General features: G+C 65.8%; 23 protein-coding genes. 8 read left to right on the forward strand and 15 right to left on the reverse strand.

Annotated features, from left to right (window positions below; translation table 11 throughout):
* Nucleotides 1–23: 23 nt before the first annotated feature.
* Together HZF05_RS15405 and HZF05_RS15410 are read left to right on the forward strand one after the other, a co-directional pair.
* Nucleotides 24–785, forward strand: coding sequence for a precorrin-2 dehydrogenase/sirohydrochlorin ferrochelatase family protein (locus HZF05_RS15405; RefSeq protein ID WP_160365447.1), 762 nt, complete (start codon nucleotides 24–26; stop codon nucleotides 783–785).
* Between the two features lie 231 nt (nucleotides 786–1,016).
* Nucleotides 1,017–3,008: a transglycosylase domain-containing protein gene (locus tag HZF05_RS15410; protein WP_246332048.1), complete on the forward strand. Its 1,992-nt coding sequence runs from the start codon at nucleotides 1,017–1,019 to the stop codon at nucleotides 3,006–3,008.
* Between the two features lie 6 nt (nucleotides 3,009–3,014).
* Here the strand turns inward: HZF05_RS15410 and HZF05_RS15415 are convergent, their stop codons facing one another.
* Genes HZF05_RS15415 through HZF05_RS15425 form a run of 3 tightly spaced genes read right to left on the reverse strand, consistent with a single transcriptional unit; the run spans nucleotide 3,015 to nucleotide 4,739 of the window.
* Nucleotides 3,015–3,713 (reverse strand): M48 family metallopeptidase, encoded by a 699-nt coding sequence (locus HZF05_RS15415; RefSeq protein ID WP_343046899.1) that lies wholly within the window; start codon nucleotides 3,711–3,713, stop codon nucleotides 3,015–3,017.
* Complete coding sequence (locus tag HZF05_RS15420) at nucleotides 3,703–4,146, reverse strand: YcgN family cysteine cluster protein (RefSeq protein WP_160365450.1); 444 nt, start codon at nucleotides 4,144–4,146, stop codon at nucleotides 3,703–3,705. The genes HZF05_RS15415 and HZF05_RS15420 overlap by 11 nt, the downstream gene beginning before the upstream one ends.
* Entirely contained in the window at nucleotides 4,146–4,739 is a 594-nt protein-coding gene (locus tag HZF05_RS15425) for an SCO family protein (protein WP_246332033.1), read from the reverse strand. Before HZF05_RS15425 ends, HZF05_RS15420 begins: the two co-directional genes overlap by 1 nt.
* Before the next feature lie 56 nt (nucleotides 4,740–4,795).
* Here HZF05_RS15425 and HZF05_RS15430 point away from each other — a divergent pair, with 56 nt between their 5' ends.
* Entirely contained in the window at nucleotides 4,796–5,401 is a 606-nt protein-coding gene (locus HZF05_RS15430; protein WP_160365452.1) for an ankyrin repeat domain-containing protein, read from the forward strand.
* On the opposite strand, the gene HZF05_RS15435 is transcribed toward HZF05_RS15430, so the two are convergent.
* The 11 genes from HZF05_RS15435 to HZF05_RS15485 all read right to left on the reverse strand — a co-directional run bounded on the left by HZF05_RS15435 (nucleotide 5,394) and on the right by HZF05_RS15485 (nucleotide 12,309).
* Entirely contained in the window at nucleotides 5,394–5,894 is a 501-nt protein-coding gene (locus tag HZF05_RS15435; protein WP_160365453.1) for an MmcB family DNA repair protein, read from the reverse strand. The genes HZF05_RS15430 and HZF05_RS15435 overlap by 8 nt on opposite strands.
* 94 nt (nucleotides 5,895–5,988) lie before the next feature.
* Nucleotides 5,989–6,669: a cell wall hydrolase gene (locus HZF05_RS15440; protein ID WP_246332034.1), complete on the reverse strand. Its 681-nt coding sequence runs from the start codon at nucleotides 6,667–6,669 to the stop codon at nucleotides 5,989–5,991.
* Between the two features lie 150 nt (nucleotides 6,670–6,819).
* Nucleotides 6,820–7,161: a DUF1491 family protein gene (locus HZF05_RS15445; RefSeq protein ID WP_160365454.1), complete on the reverse strand. Its 342-nt coding sequence runs from the start codon at nucleotides 7,159–7,161 to the stop codon at nucleotides 6,820–6,822.
* A complete protein-coding gene (locus HZF05_RS15450; protein ID WP_160365455.1) occupies nucleotides 7,158–7,616 on the reverse strand; it encodes a hotdog fold thioesterase in 459 nt (152 codons plus the stop codon). The genes HZF05_RS15445 and HZF05_RS15450 overlap by 4 nt, the downstream gene beginning before the upstream one ends.
* Nucleotides 7,613–8,080, reverse strand: coding sequence for a PTS sugar transporter subunit IIA (locus HZF05_RS15455; protein WP_160365456.1), 468 nt, complete (start codon nucleotides 8,078–8,080; stop codon nucleotides 7,613–7,615). Before HZF05_RS15455 ends, HZF05_RS15450 begins: the two co-directional genes overlap by 4 nt.
* Nucleotides 8,081–8,098: 18 nt before the next feature.
* Nucleotides 8,099–8,680 (reverse strand): ribosome hibernation-promoting factor, HPF/YfiA family, encoded by a 582-nt coding sequence (gene hpf, locus HZF05_RS15460; protein ID WP_160365457.1) that lies wholly within the window; start codon nucleotides 8,678–8,680, stop codon nucleotides 8,099–8,101.
* Between the two features lie 33 nt (nucleotides 8,681–8,713).
* Nucleotides 8,714–9,445 (reverse strand): DNA polymerase III subunit epsilon, encoded by a 732-nt coding sequence (gene dnaQ / locus HZF05_RS15465; RefSeq protein WP_160365458.1) that lies wholly within the window; start codon nucleotides 9,443–9,445, stop codon nucleotides 8,714–8,716.
* Nucleotides 9,406–10,047 (reverse strand): dephospho-CoA kinase, encoded by a 642-nt coding sequence (gene coaE / locus HZF05_RS15470; RefSeq protein ID WP_160365459.1) that lies wholly within the window; start codon nucleotides 10,045–10,047, stop codon nucleotides 9,406–9,408. The genes dnaQ and coaE overlap by 40 nt, the downstream gene beginning before the upstream one ends.
* Nucleotides 10,044–10,895: a shikimate dehydrogenase gene (locus tag HZF05_RS15475; RefSeq protein WP_160365460.1), complete on the reverse strand. Its 852-nt coding sequence runs from the start codon at nucleotides 10,893–10,895 to the stop codon at nucleotides 10,044–10,046. Before HZF05_RS15475 ends, coaE begins: the two co-directional genes overlap by 4 nt.
* Nucleotides 10,892–11,485, reverse strand: coding sequence for a Maf family protein (locus tag HZF05_RS15480; protein ID WP_160365461.1), 594 nt, complete (start codon nucleotides 11,483–11,485; stop codon nucleotides 10,892–10,894). The genes HZF05_RS15475 and HZF05_RS15480 overlap by 4 nt, the downstream gene beginning before the upstream one ends.
* Nucleotides 11,482–12,309, reverse strand: a complete 828-nt coding sequence (locus HZF05_RS15485) for a pyruvate, water dikinase regulatory protein (protein WP_160365462.1) — start codon at nucleotides 12,307–12,309, stop codon at nucleotides 11,482–11,484. Before HZF05_RS15485 ends, HZF05_RS15480 begins: the two co-directional genes overlap by 4 nt.
* A gap of 321 nt (nucleotides 12,310–12,630) precedes the next feature.
* On the opposite strand from HZF05_RS15485, the gene hemE reads away from it, so the two are divergent.
* From hemE to HZF05_RS15510, 5 genes are all read left to right on the forward strand, one after another.
* A complete protein-coding gene (gene hemE / locus HZF05_RS15490) occupies nucleotides 12,631–13,659 on the forward strand; it encodes a uroporphyrinogen decarboxylase (RefSeq protein ID WP_160365463.1) in 1,029 nt (342 codons plus the stop codon).
* Nucleotides 13,659–14,111 carry a CopD family protein gene (locus tag HZF05_RS15495; protein ID WP_160365526.1) on the forward strand — a complete coding sequence of 151 codons (453 nt, stop codon included), beginning with the start codon at nucleotides 13,659–13,661 and terminating at the stop codon, nucleotides 14,109–14,111. Before hemE ends, HZF05_RS15495 begins: the two co-directional genes overlap by 1 nt.
* 15 nt (nucleotides 14,112–14,126) lie before the next feature.
* Nucleotides 14,127–14,468, forward strand: a complete 342-nt coding sequence (locus HZF05_RS15500; protein WP_160365464.1) for a hypothetical protein — start codon at nucleotides 14,127–14,129, stop codon at nucleotides 14,466–14,468.
* Between the two features lie 191 nt (nucleotides 14,469–14,659).
* On the forward strand, nucleotides 14,660–15,916 hold the full coding sequence (gene rho, locus HZF05_RS15505) for a transcription termination factor Rho (RefSeq protein WP_160365465.1): 1,257 nt from the start codon (nucleotides 14,660–14,662) through the stop codon (nucleotides 15,914–15,916).
* 9 nt (nucleotides 15,917–15,925) lie between these two features.
* A complete protein-coding gene (locus HZF05_RS15510) occupies nucleotides 15,926–16,555 on the forward strand; it encodes a YjbE family putative metal transport protein (protein WP_160365466.1) in 630 nt (209 codons plus the stop codon).
* On the opposite strand, the gene HZF05_RS15515 is transcribed toward HZF05_RS15510, so the two are convergent.
* Nucleotides 16,552–17,223, reverse strand: a complete 672-nt coding sequence (locus tag HZF05_RS15515; RefSeq protein ID WP_160365467.1) for a YggS family pyridoxal phosphate-dependent enzyme — start codon at nucleotides 17,221–17,223, stop codon at nucleotides 16,552–16,554. The two genes, HZF05_RS15510 and HZF05_RS15515, sit on opposite strands and share 4 nt — an antisense overlap.
* Between the last annotated feature and the right edge of the window lie 22 nt (nucleotides 17,224–17,245).

Genomic DNA, 17,245 nt, shown 5'->3' on the forward strand with positions numbered 1-17,245 from the left:
CGCGGGCGCGGCGACAAGGGGCCATGCACAGCCTGCCCCTCTTCCTGCGGCTGCAAGGGCGCCCGATCATCCTGCTGGGGGATGGCGACGCGGCCGTCGCGAAGCGCCGCCTGCTGGAGCGCGCCGGCGCCGCGGTCGTCGGCGAGGCGGAAAACGCCACGCTTGCGATCGTGGCGATCGATGATGCCGGCGGAGCCCAGGCGGCCGTCGCCCGGCTTCGGGCACGCGGCATCCTCGTCAACGCAGTCGATCGCCCGTCCTTGTGCGACTTCACGCTTCCCGCCATCGTCGATCGCGATCCGGTGCTGGTCGCGATCGGCACCGGCGGCGCCTCGGCGGGACTCGCCAAGGCGCTGCGCCAGCGGATCGAGGCGTTCCTGCCCGCCAACCTCGGCGCGCTCGCCGAACGGCTCCACGCCGCGCGGCCCAGGATCCGAACCCGTTTTCCCGATGCGGCCGACCGCCGCCGCGCGATCGACGCCGCGCTTGATCCCGGCGGCCTGCTCGATCCGCTGGCGCATCATGACGCCGATATCGACCAATGGCTGGCGGCGGCGAAGGAGCAGCCTCCGCGAACCATCCACATCCGCCTGCGCTCCGCTGATCCGGACGATCTCACGATCCGCGAGGCGCGCGCGCTGGCGCAGGCCGACACGGTTCATCTGATCGGCGACATCCCGCCCGCAATCCGCCACCATGTCCGCGCGGACGCCGCGCAGATCGAAGGATTGCCGCCGACAGAGCCCTTGACGGGCCAGACCGTCATTCTGGAGGCGGCGGTTTGACGTCCATTCGCGCCGCTTCCGCTTGTCGCAAGCCTCCGGCCGCGCTAACGCGCGAGCAGTAGCATGGCTCGCCCTATCCGTCAGACGCCCCGACAGGCCCCACCGCCTCCGCCCGAGCCGCCCCGCCGCCAACGGAGTGGCTTCGTGAAAGCGTTGATCACAGGTGCCAAGCTTCTGGGTGCGTTGTTGTTCCTGGGGCTGGTCGCGCTCGTCGTGGCGGTCGGCATCGCGATGTCGAGCCTGCCGAGCTTCGATCAGTTGAAATCCTCGCCCAACGGCCAGATGATCCGCGTCCACGCGGTCGACGGTACCGTGCTCGTCTCGCTCGGGCCGAGCTACGGCCAGTGGCTGCGATCCGACCAGATCCCGCAGGTGATGAAGGACGCGATGATCTCGGTGGAGGATCGCCGCTTCTACAAGCATCCCGGTGTCGATCCGATCGGCATCCTCCGCTCCGTCAGCGTGCGGGCCGAAAAGGGGCACTGGACCCAAGGTGGATCGACGATCACCCAGCAGCTCGCCCGCAACATCTTCCTGACGAGCAACAAGACCTTCGCGCGCAAATTCCGCGAGGCGATCATCAGCCTGGCGCTGGAGCGCAAATTCTCGAAGGACGAGATCCTCGAACTGTATCTGAACAAGGTCTATTTCGGCGGCGGCAGTTACGGCATCGACGCCGCCAGCCGGAAGTTCTTCGGCCACGGTGCCGATCACCTGGATCTCGGCGAGGCGGCGATCATCGCCGGGCTGGTGAAGGCACCGTCAAACTATTCCCCCACCGCCGACGCGCAGGCCGCCGCAGGCCGAGCGGGCGTGGTGCTGGAAACCATGGTCGAGACCGGCAAGATCACCGAAGCCGACGCGCAGGCGGCGAACCCATCCGCGATCAAGCTTGCGCCCGAGCCCAAGCAGAACAGCGTCCGCTACTTCACCGACTGGGCGCTGCCGCAGCTCAACACGCTGATCGACGACACCACCGATCCGCTCGACGTGTGGACCACGCTCGATCTCAACATGCAGCGCCAGGCTGATCGCGCGATCGGATCGGACACGCCGGACGGCCTGCAGGGCGCGCTCGTCTCAATGGAGCGCAACGGCGCGGTGCGCGCGATGGTGGGCGGCAAGGACTATATCACGTCCAACTACAACCGCGCCGTCACCGCCCAGCGCCAGCCTGGCTCGGCGTGGAAGCTGTTCGTCTACCTTGCCGCGATCGAGGCAGGCCACAAGCCCGACGAGGCGATCGTCGACGAGCCCGTCACCATCGACGGCTGGAGCCCGCGCAACGACGAGCGCAGCTATTCGGGCCAGATCAACATCCGCACGGCCTTCGCCTTCTCGCTCAACACGGTGGCGGCGAAGCTGGGGCAGGCGGTGGGTTTCGACACGGTGGCGGACATGGCGCGCCGCTTCGGCATCACCACGCCGATCAATACCCATCCCTCGATGGTGCTGGGCACGTCCGACGTCCACCTGATCGACATGGTCCGCGCCTTCGCCGAGGTGGACAACAAGGGCGCGATGGTCGTGCCTTACGCGATCGAGAAGGTCGTCGGGCCGGACAACAAATTGCTCTACCAGCACAGCGCACCCGAGAACCGGGTACTGGTGGCGCCGTGGGTGGCACAGGAGATGACGGACCTGCTGCAGACCGCGGTCAACACCGGCACCGCGCGCGCCGCGCAGATCGGACGGCCGGTGGCGGGCAAGACCGGCACCACCTCGTCGAGCAAGGACGGCTGGTTCCTCGGTTTCTCCTCCGGCCTCACCACCGGCATCTGGATGGGCCGTGACGATGCCAAGCCCAATCCCGGCCTCTATGGCGGCCGAGCGCCGGCGCGCGCCTTTGCCGATTACATGAAGGTCGCCGTGGCGAACCGGCCGGTCGAGCAGTTCGACACGCAGGTGACGCTGCCCGAATGGCAGCTCGAGCCGGACGACGAAGCTTATTACGGCCAGCCCGACGACAATGGCATCCCGACGATCGACGAGAACGGCCAGGTGATCCAGCAAGGTGGCGACGATCAGAGCCAGCCGATGAGCGACGGGAGCGATCAGGGTACGCCGCAGGCCCGCCGCCAGCAGCAACAGCAGGACGACAGCGATTGGCAGGGCCCGCCGCCCCCGCCGCCGCCTGGCCAGAAGCTCGATCAGAACTGGCTGAACGGCGTGCTCGGCCGCAAGGGCAGCGGCGCGCAGCAACAGCAGCAACCGCGCGATTAGGACCGATCAGCCGAGCCAGTAGAGCCCGGCGCCGTGCTGCTTGAGCCAGTCCCGCGCTGGCCGGGGATCGGCACCGTAGAGGCGCTTCTCCGCCGCGCGAAACGCCGGAGAATGATCCATGTGCAGCCGGTGCGCGACCTCATGCGCGACGGTCGACGTCAGTACGAAAGGCGGCGCGAGGATCAGACGCCACGAATAGCGGATGTCGCCATTGGCGGAGCAACTACCCCAGCGCGCCTTGGGATCGCCGATCGCGACGCGGCTGACCGTCACCCCAGCTTCGGCCGCGATCGCGCGCGTCTCCGTCTCCAGCTGCTTCAGCGCCTCGCGCCGCAGCCAGGCGATGACCCGGCGGGGCACCGCCTCCATCGGCCCACCCACCTTCAGCCGATTGCCCTCCAGCTGGACGACTCGCGAATGATCCGGCGACCAATCGACCAGCACCTCTTCGCCCCGGAACGGAATCGTACCGCCAGGAGCTATCCGGCGCGGTTTGGGCAGCTTGGCGATCTGCGCCTCGATCCAGGCGCGATGGGCCTCCGCCCACATACGTGCCTTCCGTTCGGACCCACGAGTGGGCAGGGTCAGACGAACGTCGCCGGTGCGCGGATCGATCGAGAGGCGGGTCTGCCGCGCCAAGGCGCTGCGCCGTATCACCAAAGGGCGACGCGCCTCGCCCTCGCCGAAGAAGGTCTCAGAGCTCACGCTCGACGATATGGTGCTCGAGGTCGCCGGCTTCATCCTCGGACACGGTCCAGCCCTTCACCGAGATGCCGGCCTTGTGCACCGAATCCGGATCGCCCGAGATGAGATAATGCCAGTCGCGCAGCTTCTCGCCGTTGGCGAGCAGGCGATAGGCGCAGGTCACGGGCAGCCAGTCGATCGTTGCCAGCGCGCGCGGGGTCAGCCGCACACATTCCGGCACATAGGCGTGGCGATGGCGATAATCCTTGCAGCGCCCGGTACGGCGATCGAGCAGGCGGCAGGCGACGTTGGTCGGGTAGATCTCCCCCGTCACGTCGTCCTCCAGCTTGTGCAGGCAGCATTTGCCGCAGCCGTCGCACACCGCCTCCCACTCCTCGCGGCTCATCTCGTCGAGCCGCTTGGTCTCCCAGAAACGATCCGCCAGCGCACCCATCAGCGCACCCACTGGGCGAACGTGTCCGTCACCGCCTTGGCGCCCTGGTCGGTCGGCACGATGGTGATCGGCTGCCCATCCGGCCCGAACAGGATCGCCACGCTCGAATGCGACATCAGATAGCCACTCGCGCCTTTGGCCGCCGGCTCCTTGCTGTAGGAAACGGCATATTCCTTCGCGACCTTCGCGATCTCCGCCGACGTGCCGGTGAAGCCCTTGAGCTCCGGGCCGAAGGCGGCGACATATTGCCTGAGCACCGGCGGCGTATCGCGATCGGGGTCGACACTGATGAAGATCGGCACCAGCTTCGCCGAACTGCCCGGCGCATTCTTGGCGAAGGCATGATAACCCTGCATCAGCACTTGAAGCGTCGTCGGGCAGACGTCCGGGCAAAAGCTGTAGCCGAAGTAGATCGCACGATACTTGCCTGCGAAATCCCTGTCGGTGACGGGTTTGCCGTCCTGATCGGTCAGCGCGAAGGGCCCGCCGATCGCGGCGCCGGCCAGCGGCGGCTGTTCGGACGACGCGCGGCCACACCCGCCGAGCGGTGCAGCGGCAAGCAGCAAAACGGCAAGAGCGGTACGCACGTTCATGGCAACGCCAGCCATGCTTTGCTATGGCGCGTGATGCAAGAACAGGGAGTGACCTCATGAAGCGTGGCGTGCGGGCGGCGATCCTTTGTGGGCTGATGACGACGCTGGCGGCGCCAGCGTTGGGCCAGCAGCTTACCTCGCCCGGCTACGAATTCCTGAAGGCGGTGAAGGACCGGGACGGCCAGAAGGTCACCGATGCGCTCAACGTGCCCGGCAACACGATCATCACCAGCCGCGACGATGACGGCCAGACCGCACTGCATATCGTCGCCAAGCGGCGCGATCTCGTCTGGATCCAGTTCCTGCTCGCCAAGGGCGCGCCGATGGACGCCCGCGATCGCAGCGGCGACACCGCGTTGATGGCGGCCACGCGCATCGGTTTCTCTGACGGCGAGCAGCAGCTTCTGGAGGTGGGCGCGCAGGCGGATCTCGCCAACAATCGCGGCGAGACGCCGCTGATCGTCGCCACCCAAGCGCGAGATCTCGCCTCGGTGCGGGTGCTGCTGCAATATGGCGCCAATCCCAAGCTGCAGGATCATGTCGCCGGTCTGTCGGCGCTGGATTATGCCCAGCGCGACAACCGCGCCGCGGTGATCCTGAAGTTGCTGCAGGACGCCAAGCCCGCGGTGAAGAAGCAGGTATCCGGCCCCTCGCTCAACTGAGCGCGGCGATCTTCTCCAGATCGGGATCGATCCCCGCCATCGCGCGGCGCGCCGCGCGGCGGGCGAAGCGAAGCGTCTCCGCCTTGCGCCGCGCCGCCGCCACCGGGCGGTGGAGCGGCTCGCGGATGATCGCGGCATCGTAGCGATCCGCCACGATCAACCCCGTTATGTGCGGCCGGAACCCCTCGGTCTCGAACGGCGACAGATCGAAGCCCGGCGGCACCGCCCAGAAGAAGCGGTCGCAATACTCAAGATAGTCGGGCCACTTCATGTCGCCGAGGAGATCGGCACGCGACACCTTGATCTCGACGATGGTAAGTTGGCCCCTGCCGTCGATCGCCATGATGTCCGCGCGGCGCCCGTTGCCGAGCGGCACCTCGCACAGCGCCATGCAGTCCGCCCGGAACATCAGACGCGAAACGCCCCGCGCGACGTCCATCGCGACGGGCGGCGCATCGGCAAGACAATATGGTTCGGAAGGCTGAGTCGCCATGTCACTTGGCTAGAACATCAGGCGAACGAAATAAAGGGTCAGGATTTGACGGGACTTCCGCGCCGCCGGACCTCTCGGCCCGGCTTGAAATCGTTCAGCGGAAGAAGATGTGGTTGCCGAGCGAGGCGACCTTGACCTTGCCCCAGCCCGGGGACACGCGACGGGCGTGGAAGAACAGGGCGGCCGGGGCGATTTGCTTCCATAGGCCCTGGCGCGCGATGGTGGCGATCGCCACGGCACGTTGCCACGCATTGTTCGCGTGGCTCGGCTCGGGGATCGAGCCCCCCTTCAGGAAGGAGAACTGACCGGGCTGCTTGACGACACCGCACACCGTTTCCGGGAACCGGCCCGAGGTAGTGCGATTCATGATCGTCTGCGCGACGGCGAGCTGGCCGTTCAAGGGCTCGCCCTTCGATTCGTAATAGACCGAGCTCGCGAGGCAATCGCCCTGCTCGTCGCCAGTGGTCGCAGCGACATGCGCAGCGACCATGTCCTCAAGCGTTTGCGGGGTCTGGAGAGCCGTGTCGCTATCGGCCTGCGGCGCGATGGGGGAACCATTGGCCTGCCCCGCCGTTGAGAAATCCTGATCGCGATTCTGAAGCGTATTCACATCGACGGCGAGCAGAGGCGCCGTGACTGCTGCCAACATCGCCGTGGCCGGGCCTGCCGAGTCGGTTCCCTCGGCGGCGAGCGATGGAACCGCGACGGTTACCGCTCCGAACAGGCAGGAAAAAGACGCCACCGCGAGGGCAGCGCGCGTAAATATGCGCATCATGATCCGCGAACCTGCGGCAGACCCCGCCCTGACCCCCAAAACAACCGGGCCGGTTTGTGATCCCCCGACTACGGAAGCCGCCCGAATAAACGAAAGGCAGCAGCCGTTACCGAAATGTGTCGGCCTCTTGGCCCATGCTGCACTGCACGGTCAACCCATTGCAGTCATTTCAGCGGCGAACCGTTCCACTCCTGCGATATCAAGCTCGACCAGCCAAAGATCATCATCGGATCGTCGGCGACGCTCCATATAGGCGTTAACCTCTTGGTAACCCTGTATATATTGTGGCCCGACACGCCGCCATCGATACGATCCCGAAACATCCAGAACGCGTTCCAGCACGGTTTTCGGCGCGCCGCGGTCGCATAGCAGAAGCAGGATCGCACCAGCTTCGCGGTCGCCCTTGGCGAGCACGACCCCGCTGCCACCCTCGCCTTCGATTCGCCGGATCAGCGCGGAAACCTGGATGTGCGCGGCCAGCCGCGGCGTCATTTGGCATAGCCGGGCAGCGACGAAAGCGGGATGTGCGAGCGCATGAACGTGCCCGTCCCGCGCGCCACTTCCTCGCCTTCGGCATCGATCAGCCGCGCGTCGGCGACGAGGACCCGGCGCTTGCCGGACACCCATCGCCCCTCCGCCACCAGCGGCCCCGCCTTGACCGGGCGGGTCAGCAGCAGATTGAAGGCGGTAGTGAGCAGGAAACGGTCGCTCACCAGCGTGTTGGCCGCATAGAAAGCGGCATCGTCGAGCATCTTGAAATAGATGGTGCCGTGCGCCGCGCCGGCCGCGTGATAGACCCGGTCATCCACCTCGAAGTGGATACGCGCCGCTCCTACGCCGATCACCTCCAGCCGGGAGGCAAAGAGCCGATTGATCGGCGCGGCCGCATAGAGCGATTCGAGCGCGTCGAAATGCGCCCGCTCCCCCGCCGATACGCCTTCGCTCACGCGGCCGAACGGGTTTCGCCGCCGGCGAACAGGGCATAGAGCGCATCGGCCGATCCCGCTCCCCGCAACTTGGCGACGAACGCCCGGTCGCGCAGCCGCCGGCTCACCCGGGCGAGCGCCTTGAGATGGTCGACCCCGGCATCCGGCGGTGACAGCAGCAGGAAAACAAGATCGACCGGCAACCCGTCGATCGCCGCGAATTCGACCGGCTGTGCCAGCTTGGCGAACAGGCCGACGACATGGGGCAACCTCTCGATCTTGCCGTGCGGGATCGCGACGCCGCCGCCGAATCCGGTCGACCCCAGCCGCTCACGCTCACCCAACCGCTCGCCGATATGGCGCGCGTCGAGGCCCCTCTGCTTGGCGGCGAGACCGGCCAGAGTCTGGAACAGCGCCTTCTTGGAAGACGCCGCCAGATCGTGGAGCACGGCCTCGGGCGCGAGGATGTCGCTGAAATCGTCCATATGAGCGGATGACTACCGTCAGCCTGCGCGGTTCGGCTCGACCCAACCGATCGTACCGTCACCCCGACGATAGACCATGTTGAAGGCGCCGGTGCCGGAATTGCGGAACAGCAGAGCGCCGGTATTGCGCAGATCGAGCATCATAACCGCGTCGGATACTGTCGCGTCGGGCACGTCCACCCGCGTCTCGGCGATGATCAGCGGGGCGTCGGAGACCTCCGCCTCGTCATCGCCAATCTCGAACACCGTATAGCCGGCATTCGCGTCGATGCCGCCGTCGATCTCGGCGGCGACGCCGCTGCCGTTCTTGGCCTTGAGCCGCTTGGTGTAGCGGCGCAGCTGCTTTTCGATCTTATTGGCCGCATCATCGAAGGCGGGGTGCGCCTCCTGCCCGGTGCCATGCGCCTTGAGCACCACCCCCTGGTTCACATGAGCGATGATGTCGCACTTGAAACTGTCATGCGGCGCCTTGCCGAAGGTGGCGTGGGCCGAGAGCGCTCGCGAGAAATATTTGTCCGCGATGGCGCCCAGCCGGTCCGAGACATGCTCCTGAAGAGCCTCGCCGGTGTCGACCTGATGGCCGGATACGCGGATGTCCATGTCTCGTTCTCCTTCTTTTGGCCGGCGGGCGGGCTAGGCCTGCCCCCCCGGCGCGTCAACCGCTGGAGCCAAAGTGGCCCAGACGGGATTCACCAACGTCGCGACGAACGACTGGTGCCGTTCCAGTTCGTCCGTGCTCGCGGAATGCGGGCGCGGCCGCCGGATAGGGCGTGTTGCCGAAGCGACAGAGATATCCGCGACGATCGTCTCGGCAACGATGGACACCGCTGAATCGGCCAGGCCGAGGCCGATCTGGCGACCCCCAGTCAGCTCGACGTAGAGTTGCGCGAGCAGCTGCGCGTCGAGCAGCGCGCCATGCTTGATGCGATGGCTGCGATCGATTCCGTAGCGGGTGCACAGCGCGTCGAGGCTATGCTTGGCACCGGGATGGCGGATGCGCGCGATGGCCAGCGTGTCGACCATGCGCTGCATGGCGACGATCGGGCGACCGCAACGCTCCAGCTCGGCATTGAGGAAGCCGAAGTCGAACGCGGCATTGTGCGCGACCAGCGGCGAATCGCCGATGAACTCCAGCAGGTCCTGAACCGATTCGTGGAAGCGCGGCTTGTCCGACAGGAAGGTGATCGACAGGCCGTGGACCCGCTCGGCCTCCATCGGCATGTCCCGGTCGGGATGGAAATAGGCATGATAGGTGCGCCCCGTCTCGACCCGGTTGACGATCTCAACACAGCCGATCTCCACCAGTCGGTCTCCCGTCAGTGGGTTCAAGCCGGTGGTTTCGGTGTCGAAGACGATTTCGCGCATGGGCGGCAATATCGGATTCCTCGGGCGCGGAGGCAAGCGAGGAGACGCATCACCTGATTACGCGTTTCGAAGCGGGTCGTTCCTGTGTCGATCACGAAATCGGCGCGGCGGCGCTTCTCGCGATCCGGCACTTGCAGGCGCAGGATGTGGGTGAATTTCGCCTGGCTCATGCCCGGCCGCGCGAGCACGCGCTTGCGCTGCATCCAGGCCGGCGCGGAGACAACGATGGTGGCATCCATGCGCCGCTCGCCGCGCTTCTCGAAAAGCAGCGGCACGTCGTCGATCAAGATCGCGCGGGAGCGGTGGCGGCGCACGAAATCGCGGCGCATCGCGTGGACGGCTGGATGGACGATCCGCTCAAGCCGCCGCAGCGCGTCCCGATTCCCGAACACCGCCTTGCCCAGCGCAATGCGATCGACACCTTTGAGACCGGTGACACCGGGAAAGGCAGCCTCGATGGCGGGCAACAGAATGCCGCCCGGGCCTTGGAGTTCGTGCACGGCCGCATCCGCATCGAACACCGGCACGCCGGCGGCGCGGAACATCGCAGCGACGGTCGACTTGCCCATGCCGATCGAACCGGTGAGGCCTATGACTATCATGACGTGAGCATCGCCCGCAATTCGGCATCGCGATCGCGCGGCGGATCGGCGCCGAAGAACAGCCGGAAGGCGACGGCCGCCTGGCCGATCAGCATCTCCAGCCCGTCGACCGTGCGCAACCCGGCGACGCGCGCTTGCTGGAGGAACGGTGTATCGGTCGGCGCCGTGACGATGTCGTAGGCGATGCTGCCGGGCGGCGCATGACTGAAATCAAAGGCGAGCGGCGGCTGGCCGGTCATGCCGAGCGAGGTGGCGTTGACAATCAGATCGAGGCAGCCGGCGCGATCGTCGAACGCGAAGTCGGACGGCGTCGCGAACTGATCGAGCGGCGCGACATGATGCTCCCCCTCGGCCAGCTCGGCGAGCAGGGTCTCGGCCTTGGCTGGATCGCGACCCGCCAGCACCAGCACGAAGCCTTCCCCCGCCAGCGCCGAGACGATCGCCCGCGCCGCGCCGCCGGTGCCGAGCACGCGCGCCATGCGGAAAAGATGTCGATGCCGCAGGAAAGGCCGGAGCGGCTCGATGAACCCCGCCGCGTCGGTGTTATGCCCCGTCAGCAAACCATCGGCCTCGCGAACGATCGTATTCACCGCGCCGATCGTCTCGGCGGACGGATCGAGACGGTCGAGAAGCGGCATAACCGCCTGCTTGTGCGGCATAGTGACGTTGCAGCCGCACCAATCCGGATCGGGGCGGCGTTCGGCGATGTAATCGGCGAGATCGTCGGCCTTCACATGAGCGCAGCGATAGTCGCCGGGCAGGCCCAGAGCCTCCAGCCAGAAACGGTGGATCTTCGGCGACTTGGACTGCGTGATCGGATCGCCGATCACCTCGGCATAGACGGTCACGCCAGCATCTCGCCGATATCGCGCAGCCAGCCGAGCAACGGCATCAACGGCATGCCGAGGATGGTGAACTGGCTACCCTCCAGCTTGGAGAAGATCTGTACACCCGGCCCCTCGATCCGGAAGCAGCCGACGCAGCCGGAAATCGCCGGCCATTCGGCATCGAGATAGGATTCCAGGAAGGCATCCGAAAAATCGCGGACCTGCAGCCTGGCGACATCGACATGCCGCCACACCGGCATGCCGTCCCGCGCGCCGACCGCGGCGCTCACCAGCCTGTGCGATCCGCCGCGCATCATGCGGAGTTGTTCGGCCGCCCGCTCACGCGAATCCGGCTTGTCGAGCATGGCACCGTCCGCCAGCGCCATCACCGAATCGCTGCCGATCACCGTTCGCCCTGGCATCCGCAGCGATACAGCGACCGCCTTCAGTTCGGCGAGTGCATCGGCGAGGCCCCGCGCCGCGATCCCATCCGCTTTCAGTGATTCTTTCGCGGCATCTTCATCGACCTGCGGGCGTACCACCTCGAACGACACACCGGCTGCCTCCAGCATCGCACGACGCGACGCGCTACCCGATGCGAGCACGATCATGCGCGCGCCGGCAGCTTCTCGCGCCGCTCGGTGACGAGGTTGATGATCGCCGCCGCCGTTTCCTCGATCGAGCGCCGGGTGACGTCGATGGTCGGCCAGCCATGATCCGAGAACATGCGGCGCGCATAGGCCAGTTCGCGCGTCACGCGATCCTGATCGACATAAGCCGTCTCGGCCTTCTCGTTCAGCGAAAGCAGGCGGTTGCGGCGGATCTGGATCAGCCGGTCGGCGCTGGTGGTGAGGCCGACGACCAACGGCTTCTGCAGCGTGAAGAGGTTGGGCGGCGGCGGGCTTTCCACCACCAGCGGGATGTTCGCCACGCGATAACCGCGATTGGCGAGATAGATGGAGGTCGGCGTCTTGGACGAACGTGAAACGCCGGCGAGCACGATATCTGCCTCCTCCCATTCGTGGGCATCGATGCCGTCGTCATGCGCGATCGTGTAGTGGATCGCCTCCACCCGATCGAAATAGGCCGCATCGAGCGCGTGCTGACCGCCCGGCCGGCTGATCGTCTCCTTGCCGAGCAGGCGAGACAGCGCGCCGATCACCGGATCGAGCGCCGAGACCGCATGCAGCCCCATCGCATGGCATCGCGATTCCAGACGTCGTCGCACGGTGGAATTGACGAGCGTGTAGATGACCAGGCCGGGTTTGGCGGCGATCTCGGTCAGCACGCGATCGAGATGGCCCTCGGAGCGCACCATCGGCCAGAAATGCTTGACCGCCTCGACGCCTTCGAACTGGGCGAGGCCGGCCTTGGCGACATTCTCCAGCGTCTCGCCGGTGGAATCCGAGAGAAGGTGGAGGTGGAGACGCGTCATATCCTCGGGCTTGATCCGTTGCCTGCCGCTCTTGGGCCGAAAGCTGTGGATAAGCATGGGTGAGGCACGCCGACAAGCCGAGGGATACCGCAATGGCATCGATTCGCTACCGCTGTGTGGCGGTAATCCTACGGATTCGCTCACAAGGGGGCGGAGATTCCCCCAGCCTGTGGAAAAGGGGGAGGAATCGAATCGACTCGCGCCGACTCCGCGAGTCGCCGCGACAGCGCTTCTGTTGGCAATTGCGGGCCATCCGAATAAACCCCGCGACCAAGCCGCCTACTGACTATCAACCACCCATGACTCTAAATAAGGAATGATATGGGGTCCGGACCCGATCGCCCTCTTCTCGCCGTGCTCAGGGGCGAGCGGCGCAATCCGCCGCCCGTCTGGCTCATGCGTCAGGCCGGCCGGTACTTGCCAGAATATCGCGAGCTGAGGGCAACCAAGGGCGGGTTCCTCGAGCTGTGCTACGATCCGGAGGCCGCCGCCGAGGTGACGCTCCAGCCAATCCGCCGCTTCGGCTTCGACGGCGCGATCCTGTTTTCGGACATCCTCGTGATTCCGCATGCGCTGGGACAGGATCTCAGTTTCACCGTCGGCGAGGGGCCGAGGCTCGCACCTCCGCTCAAGGATATGCCGCTGGAGGGCCTCCGGACTGCCCATGAGCGCCTACGACCCATCTATGAGACCGTGAGACGGGTCGCGGCGGCGCTGCCGCCTGAGACCACCTTCCTGGGCTTTGCAGGGTCGCCGTGGACGGTCGCCACCTACATGGTTGCCGGCGAGGGATCGAAGGATCAGGCCGAAACGCGCAGGCTAGCCTATCTGGAGCCGGAGCGGTTCGGCGCGATCATCCATGTGATCGCCGAGCTGACGGTCGAGTATCTGACGGGGCAGATCGAGGCGGGCGTCCACGCCGTCCAGCTGTTCGACAGCTGGTCGGGGACGCTTTCTCCCGAGCAATTCTCGAGCTGGGTGATCGAGCCCAATGCGCGGATCGTCCGCGAATTGCGCAAGCGCCATCCCGAGACGCCGGTCATCGGCTTTCCCAAGGGTGCCGGCGGCAAGCTTGCTCTTTACGCGCAGGGTACCGGCGTCGACGCGATCGGGATCGACGAGACGGTCGATCCGCACTGGGCAAACGAGGTGCTGCCGGAAGGCCTGACCGTGCAGGGCAATCTCGATCCGCTGGCGTTGCTGGCCGGCGGCAAGACGCTGGAGCGCGCCGTCGCGGTGATCCGCGAGGCTTTCGCCAACCGCCCGCATGTGTTCAATCTCGGCCATGGCATCACCCCGGAGGTGCCGGTGGCCCATGTCGAGCAGCTGCTAGAATTGGTGAGGACATGATGACGAATGCTATCGGCTGGTTGGGCGAGGCCTATCCGTGGGTGAAAGCAGCGCACCTGATTGTCGTGATCTTCTGGATCGCCGGCCTGTTCATGCTGCCGCGCTTCATGATCTACCAGTGCGAAACCTTAACGGGATCGCCTGAGGACAAGGCCTGGACGGAACGGGTAGAGCGGCTGCGCAGGATCATCATCAATCCATCGATGATCCTTGTCTGGATTTTGGGCTTATCTCTTGCCTTCGACATCGGCGCATTCGATCAGGGCTGGTTTCACGCCAAGTTCGCGCTCGTCATCGCTTTGTCCGGATATCATGGCTGGGCGGTCGGCGCGGCGAAGAAGGTCGCGCGGGGCCATCGTCCCGCCAGCACCAGGGCGCTGCGCATCATGAACGAGATCCCGAGCATCGCGACGATCCTGATCGTCATCCTGGTGATCGTGAAGCCATTCTGAGCGGGGAGATCGCCAATGCTGTTTGCCGCCCTTGCCATGTCCACCGTCAGCCCGACAGTCTCGACCTTCGATCCCGATCTTCGCTGCGTGGCCGTGTTCAGCTATGCTGAAACCAAGGTGGATGCGTCGGCCCAGGCCGGGATCACCGCGGGCCTGATGTATTATTACGGCCGCCTCGATGGACGGCATCCGGGTTACGACATGGAAGGCGAGATGCGAAAGCTGACGTCGGCCGGCTACGATGCGCAGTCGGTGCAGGCCGACCTGCAGCGCTGCGGCGGCGATATGCAGAGGAAGGGCGAGTACCTTCAGCAGATCGGCCGTGCGCTTGAGGGAAAGACCGGCACCGCTCCGTGAGATATGGCCGCCTTGCCACAGGCCGCCGCGCTTCCCATATCCGTTCGGCGTAAGCGCCGCGCGCTCGCTTGACTTGCGAAAATCCGCAGCCTAACCGCCGATTCAAGGCCAACCCATCCGGGCCGGCCTTCATTCCCGACATCGACGTATCCCGTCCCTCACCCCGTCGCGAATCCCCTTCCAGGACCGTCATGCACCTCAAAGACCTCAAGAAGACCGCCCCCGCCGACCTCGTCACCATGGCCGAGGAGCTCGGCGTCGAGGGCGCGTCCACGCTGCGCAAGCAGGACCTGATGTTCGCCATCCTGAAGGAGCAGGCGGAACAGGGCGATCAGATCATGGGCGAGGGCACGATCGAGGTGCTGCCCGACGGCTTCGGCTTCCTGCGCTCTCCCCAGGCCAATTACCTTGCCGGGCCGGACGACATCTATGTCTCGCCCAACCAGGTGCGGAAGTTCGGCCTGCGCACCGGCGACACCGTTGATGGCGAGATCCGCGCGCCCAAGGACGGCGAGCGCTATTTCGCGCTGACCAAGCTCAACACGATTAATTTCGACGATCCCGACGCGGTCCGTCATCGCGTCAATTTCGACAACCTGACGCCGCTCTATCCCGAATCGAAGCTGACGCTCGATCCGGGCGATCCGACCCAGAAGGACAAGTCGGCGCGCGTCATCGACATCGTCTCGCCGCAGGGCAAGGGCCAGCGCACGCTGATCGTCGCCCCGCCGCGCGTCGGCAAGACGGTGATGCTGCAGAACATCGCCAAGGCGATCACCGACAACCACCCCGAAGTCTTCCTGATCGTGCTGCTGATCGACGAGCGGCCCGAGGAAGTCACCGACATGCAGCGCAGCGTGAAGGGCGAAGTCGTCTCGTCCACCTTCGACGAACCCGCCACCCGCCACGTCCAGGTCGCCGAGATGGTGATCGAGAAGGCCAAACGCCTGGTCGAGCACAAGAAGGACGTGGTGATCCTGCTCGATTCGATCACGCGCCTCGGCCGCGCCTACAACACCGTCGTCCCCTCCTCGGGCAAGGTGCTGACCGGCGGTGTCGATGCCAACGCGCTGCAGCGCCCGAAGCGCTTCTTCGGTGCTGCCCGCAACATCGAGGAAGGCGGCTCGCTCTCGATCATCGCCACCGCCCTGATCGACACCGGCAGCCGCATGGACGAGGTGATCTTCGAGGAGTTCAAGGGCACCGGCAACTCCGAGATCGTGCTGGACCGCAAGGTGGCCGACAAGCGCATCTTCCCGGCGATGGACGTCGGCAAGTCCGGCACCCGCAAGGAGGAACTGCTGGTCGAGAAGGGCAAGCTCTCGAAGATGTGGGTGCTGCGCCGGATCCTCATGCAGATGGGGACGACCGACGCGATGGAGTTCCTGCTCGACAAGATGAAGGACTCCAAGACCAACGAGGATTTCTTCGACTCGATGAACCAGTAAGCGCGGCGGATGGCGGCGCTCGACTTCGCCGACATCCTGTCCGCCGGCGGGCTGGCGGCGCTTGCGCAGGTTCTTGCGATCGACCTGATGCTGGCCGGCGACAATGTCGTCGTGCTGGGAACACTGGCGGCGGGGCTGCCGGCGGATCAGCGCCGCAAGGTACTTACCATCGGTGTCGGCATCGCGCTCGCCTGCCTGATCGCCTTCGCGCTGGTCGCGACGCAGCTGCTCAAGGTGATCGGGCTGCTACTGGCGGGCGGCCTGCTGCTGCTCTGGGTGGCGTGGAAACTGTTTCGAGAACTGAGAGCGAGCGATCACGCTTCAGCCACGGAAAGAGCCCCGCCCCCGCCTCGCAGTTTCGGCCGCGCCGTTCTCCAGCTGGCGCTCGCCGATCTCTCCATGAGCCTGGACAACGTGCTGGCGGTGGCGGGCGCCGCCCGCGCGCATCCGGCGGTGCTGTTCATCGGCCTGGCCACTTCCGTGACCCTGATGGCGGTGGCCGCCAACTTCATCGCCCGCTTCATCGAACGCCACCGCTGGATCGCTTATGTCGGTCTGTGCGTAATCCTCTGGGTCGCCGGCCGGATGATCTGGCAGGGCATGGTGGACCCGGACATCGGACTGCTCGGCGTTCTCTAACCCCGTGCGCCGAACAGCGCCGTTCCCACTCTCACCTCGGTCGCGCCGAGCATGATCGCGGTCTCGTAATCGCCCGACATGCCCATGCTCAGGCGCGCCAGATCGTAATCCTTGGCCAGCTTGGCGAGCAGCGCGAAATAGGGTGCTGCCTCCAGGTCCGCCGGTGGCACCGCCATCAAGCCGACGATTGGCAGACCGGCCTCGCGTGCTTCGGTGAGCAAAGCCGGAAGATCGGCGATCGCGCAGCCACCCTTCTGGTCTTCCTCGCCGATATTCACCTGGATGAAGCAATCGGGACGTTTGCCGACTGTCGCCATCGCCTTGCTGATCGCTTGCACCAGCGAAGATCGATCCACCGAATGGATCGCATCGAACAGCGCTACCGCGTCTGCCGCCTTGTTGGACTGGAGCTGGCCGACGAGGTGCAGCACCACGTCCGGGTAACGCTCGCGAAGCGCCGACCACTTCGCCTGCGCCTCCTGCACGCGATTCTCGCCGAACACGCGATGGCCGGCTTCGAGCAACGGCACGATGCCGTCTGCCGATACCGTCTTGGAGATCGCGATCAGCGAGACGGACTTTGCATCCCGCCCGGCGATCCTCGCGTTATGGGCGATCGTCTGGCGGATGGCCGTCAGGCGGTCGGCGGCGGTAAGCGCTTCGGTCATGGCGCGCCTATAGAGACGGCAA

The organism is Sphingomonas chungangi, from assembly GCF_013778325.1.
GTDB classification, from domain to species: Bacteria; Pseudomonadota; Alphaproteobacteria; order Sphingomonadales; family Sphingomonadaceae; genus Solisphingomonas; species Solisphingomonas chungangi.

What these genes read in the sequence shown, in the direction of transcription:
- hpf (WP_160365457.1), bottom strand. Translation starts at nt 8,680, where the DNA reads ATGGACATCCGCGTATCCGGCCATCAGGTCGACACCGGCGAGGCTCTT.
- hemE (WP_160365463.1), top strand. Translation starts at nt 12,631, where the DNA reads ATGGGGTCCGGACCCGATCGCCCTCTTCTCGCCGTGCTCAGGGGCGAG.
- coaE (WP_160365459.1), bottom strand. Translation starts at nt 10,047, where the DNA reads ATGATAGTCATAGGCCTCACCGGTTCGATCGGCATGGGCAAGTCGACC.
- HZF05_RS15455 (WP_160365456.1), bottom strand. Translation starts at nt 8,080, where the DNA reads ATGGACGATTTCAGCGACATCCTCGCGCCCGAGGCCGTGCTCCACGAT.
- dnaQ (WP_160365458.1), bottom strand. Translation starts at nt 9,445, where the DNA reads ATGCGCGAAATCGTCTTCGACACCGAAACCACCGGCTTGAACCCACTG.
- HZF05_RS15495 (WP_160365526.1), top strand. Translation starts at nt 13,659, where the DNA reads ATGACGAATGCTATCGGCTGGTTGGGCGAGGCCTATCCGTGGGTGAAA.
- HZF05_RS15445 (WP_160365454.1), bottom strand. Translation starts at nt 7,161, where the DNA reads ATGACGCCGCGGCTGGCCGCGCACATCCAGGTTTCCGCGCTGATCCGG.
- HZF05_RS15405 (WP_160365447.1), top strand. Translation starts at nt 24, where the DNA reads ATGCACAGCCTGCCCCTCTTCCTGCGGCTGCAAGGGCGCCCGATCATC.
- rho (WP_160365465.1), top strand. Translation starts at nt 14,660, where the DNA reads ATGCACCTCAAAGACCTCAAGAAGACCGCCCCCGCCGACCTCGTCACC.
- HZF05_RS15420 (WP_160365450.1), bottom strand. Translation starts at nt 4,146, where the DNA reads ATGGGTGCGCTGGCGGATCGTTTCTGGGAGACCAAGCGGCTCGACGAG.
- HZF05_RS15510 (WP_160365466.1), top strand. Translation starts at nt 15,926, where the DNA reads ATGGCGGCGCTCGACTTCGCCGACATCCTGTCCGCCGGCGGGCTGGCG.
- HZF05_RS15440 (WP_246332034.1), bottom strand. Translation starts at nt 6,669, where the DNA reads ATGATGCGCATATTTACGCGCGCTGCCCTCGCGGTGGCGTCTTTTTCC.
- HZF05_RS15500 (WP_160365464.1), top strand. Translation starts at nt 14,127, where the DNA reads ATGCTGTTTGCCGCCCTTGCCATGTCCACCGTCAGCCCGACAGTCTCG.
- HZF05_RS15425 (WP_246332033.1), bottom strand. Translation starts at nt 4,739, where the DNA reads ATGAACGTGCGTACCGCTCTTGCCGTTTTGCTGCTTGCCGCTGCACCG.
- HZF05_RS15410 (WP_246332048.1), top strand. Translation starts at nt 1,017, where the DNA reads ATGTCGAGCCTGCCGAGCTTCGATCAGTTGAAATCCTCGCCCAACGGC.
- HZF05_RS15435 (WP_160365453.1), bottom strand. Translation starts at nt 5,894, where the DNA reads ATGGCGACTCAGCCTTCCGAACCATATTGTCTTGCCGATGCGCCGCCC.
- HZF05_RS15515 (WP_160365467.1), bottom strand. Translation starts at nt 17,223, where the DNA reads ATGACCGAAGCGCTTACCGCCGCCGACCGCCTGACGGCCATCCGCCAG.
- HZF05_RS15430 (WP_160365452.1), top strand. Translation starts at nt 4,796, where the DNA reads ATGAAGCGTGGCGTGCGGGCGGCGATCCTTTGTGGGCTGATGACGACG.
- HZF05_RS15480 (WP_160365461.1), bottom strand. Translation starts at nt 11,485, where the DNA reads ATGATCGTGCTCGCATCGGGTAGCGCGTCGCGTCGTGCGATGCTGGAG.
- HZF05_RS15485 (WP_160365462.1), bottom strand. Translation starts at nt 12,309, where the DNA reads ATGACGCGTCTCCACCTCCACCTTCTCTCGGATTCCACCGGCGAGACG.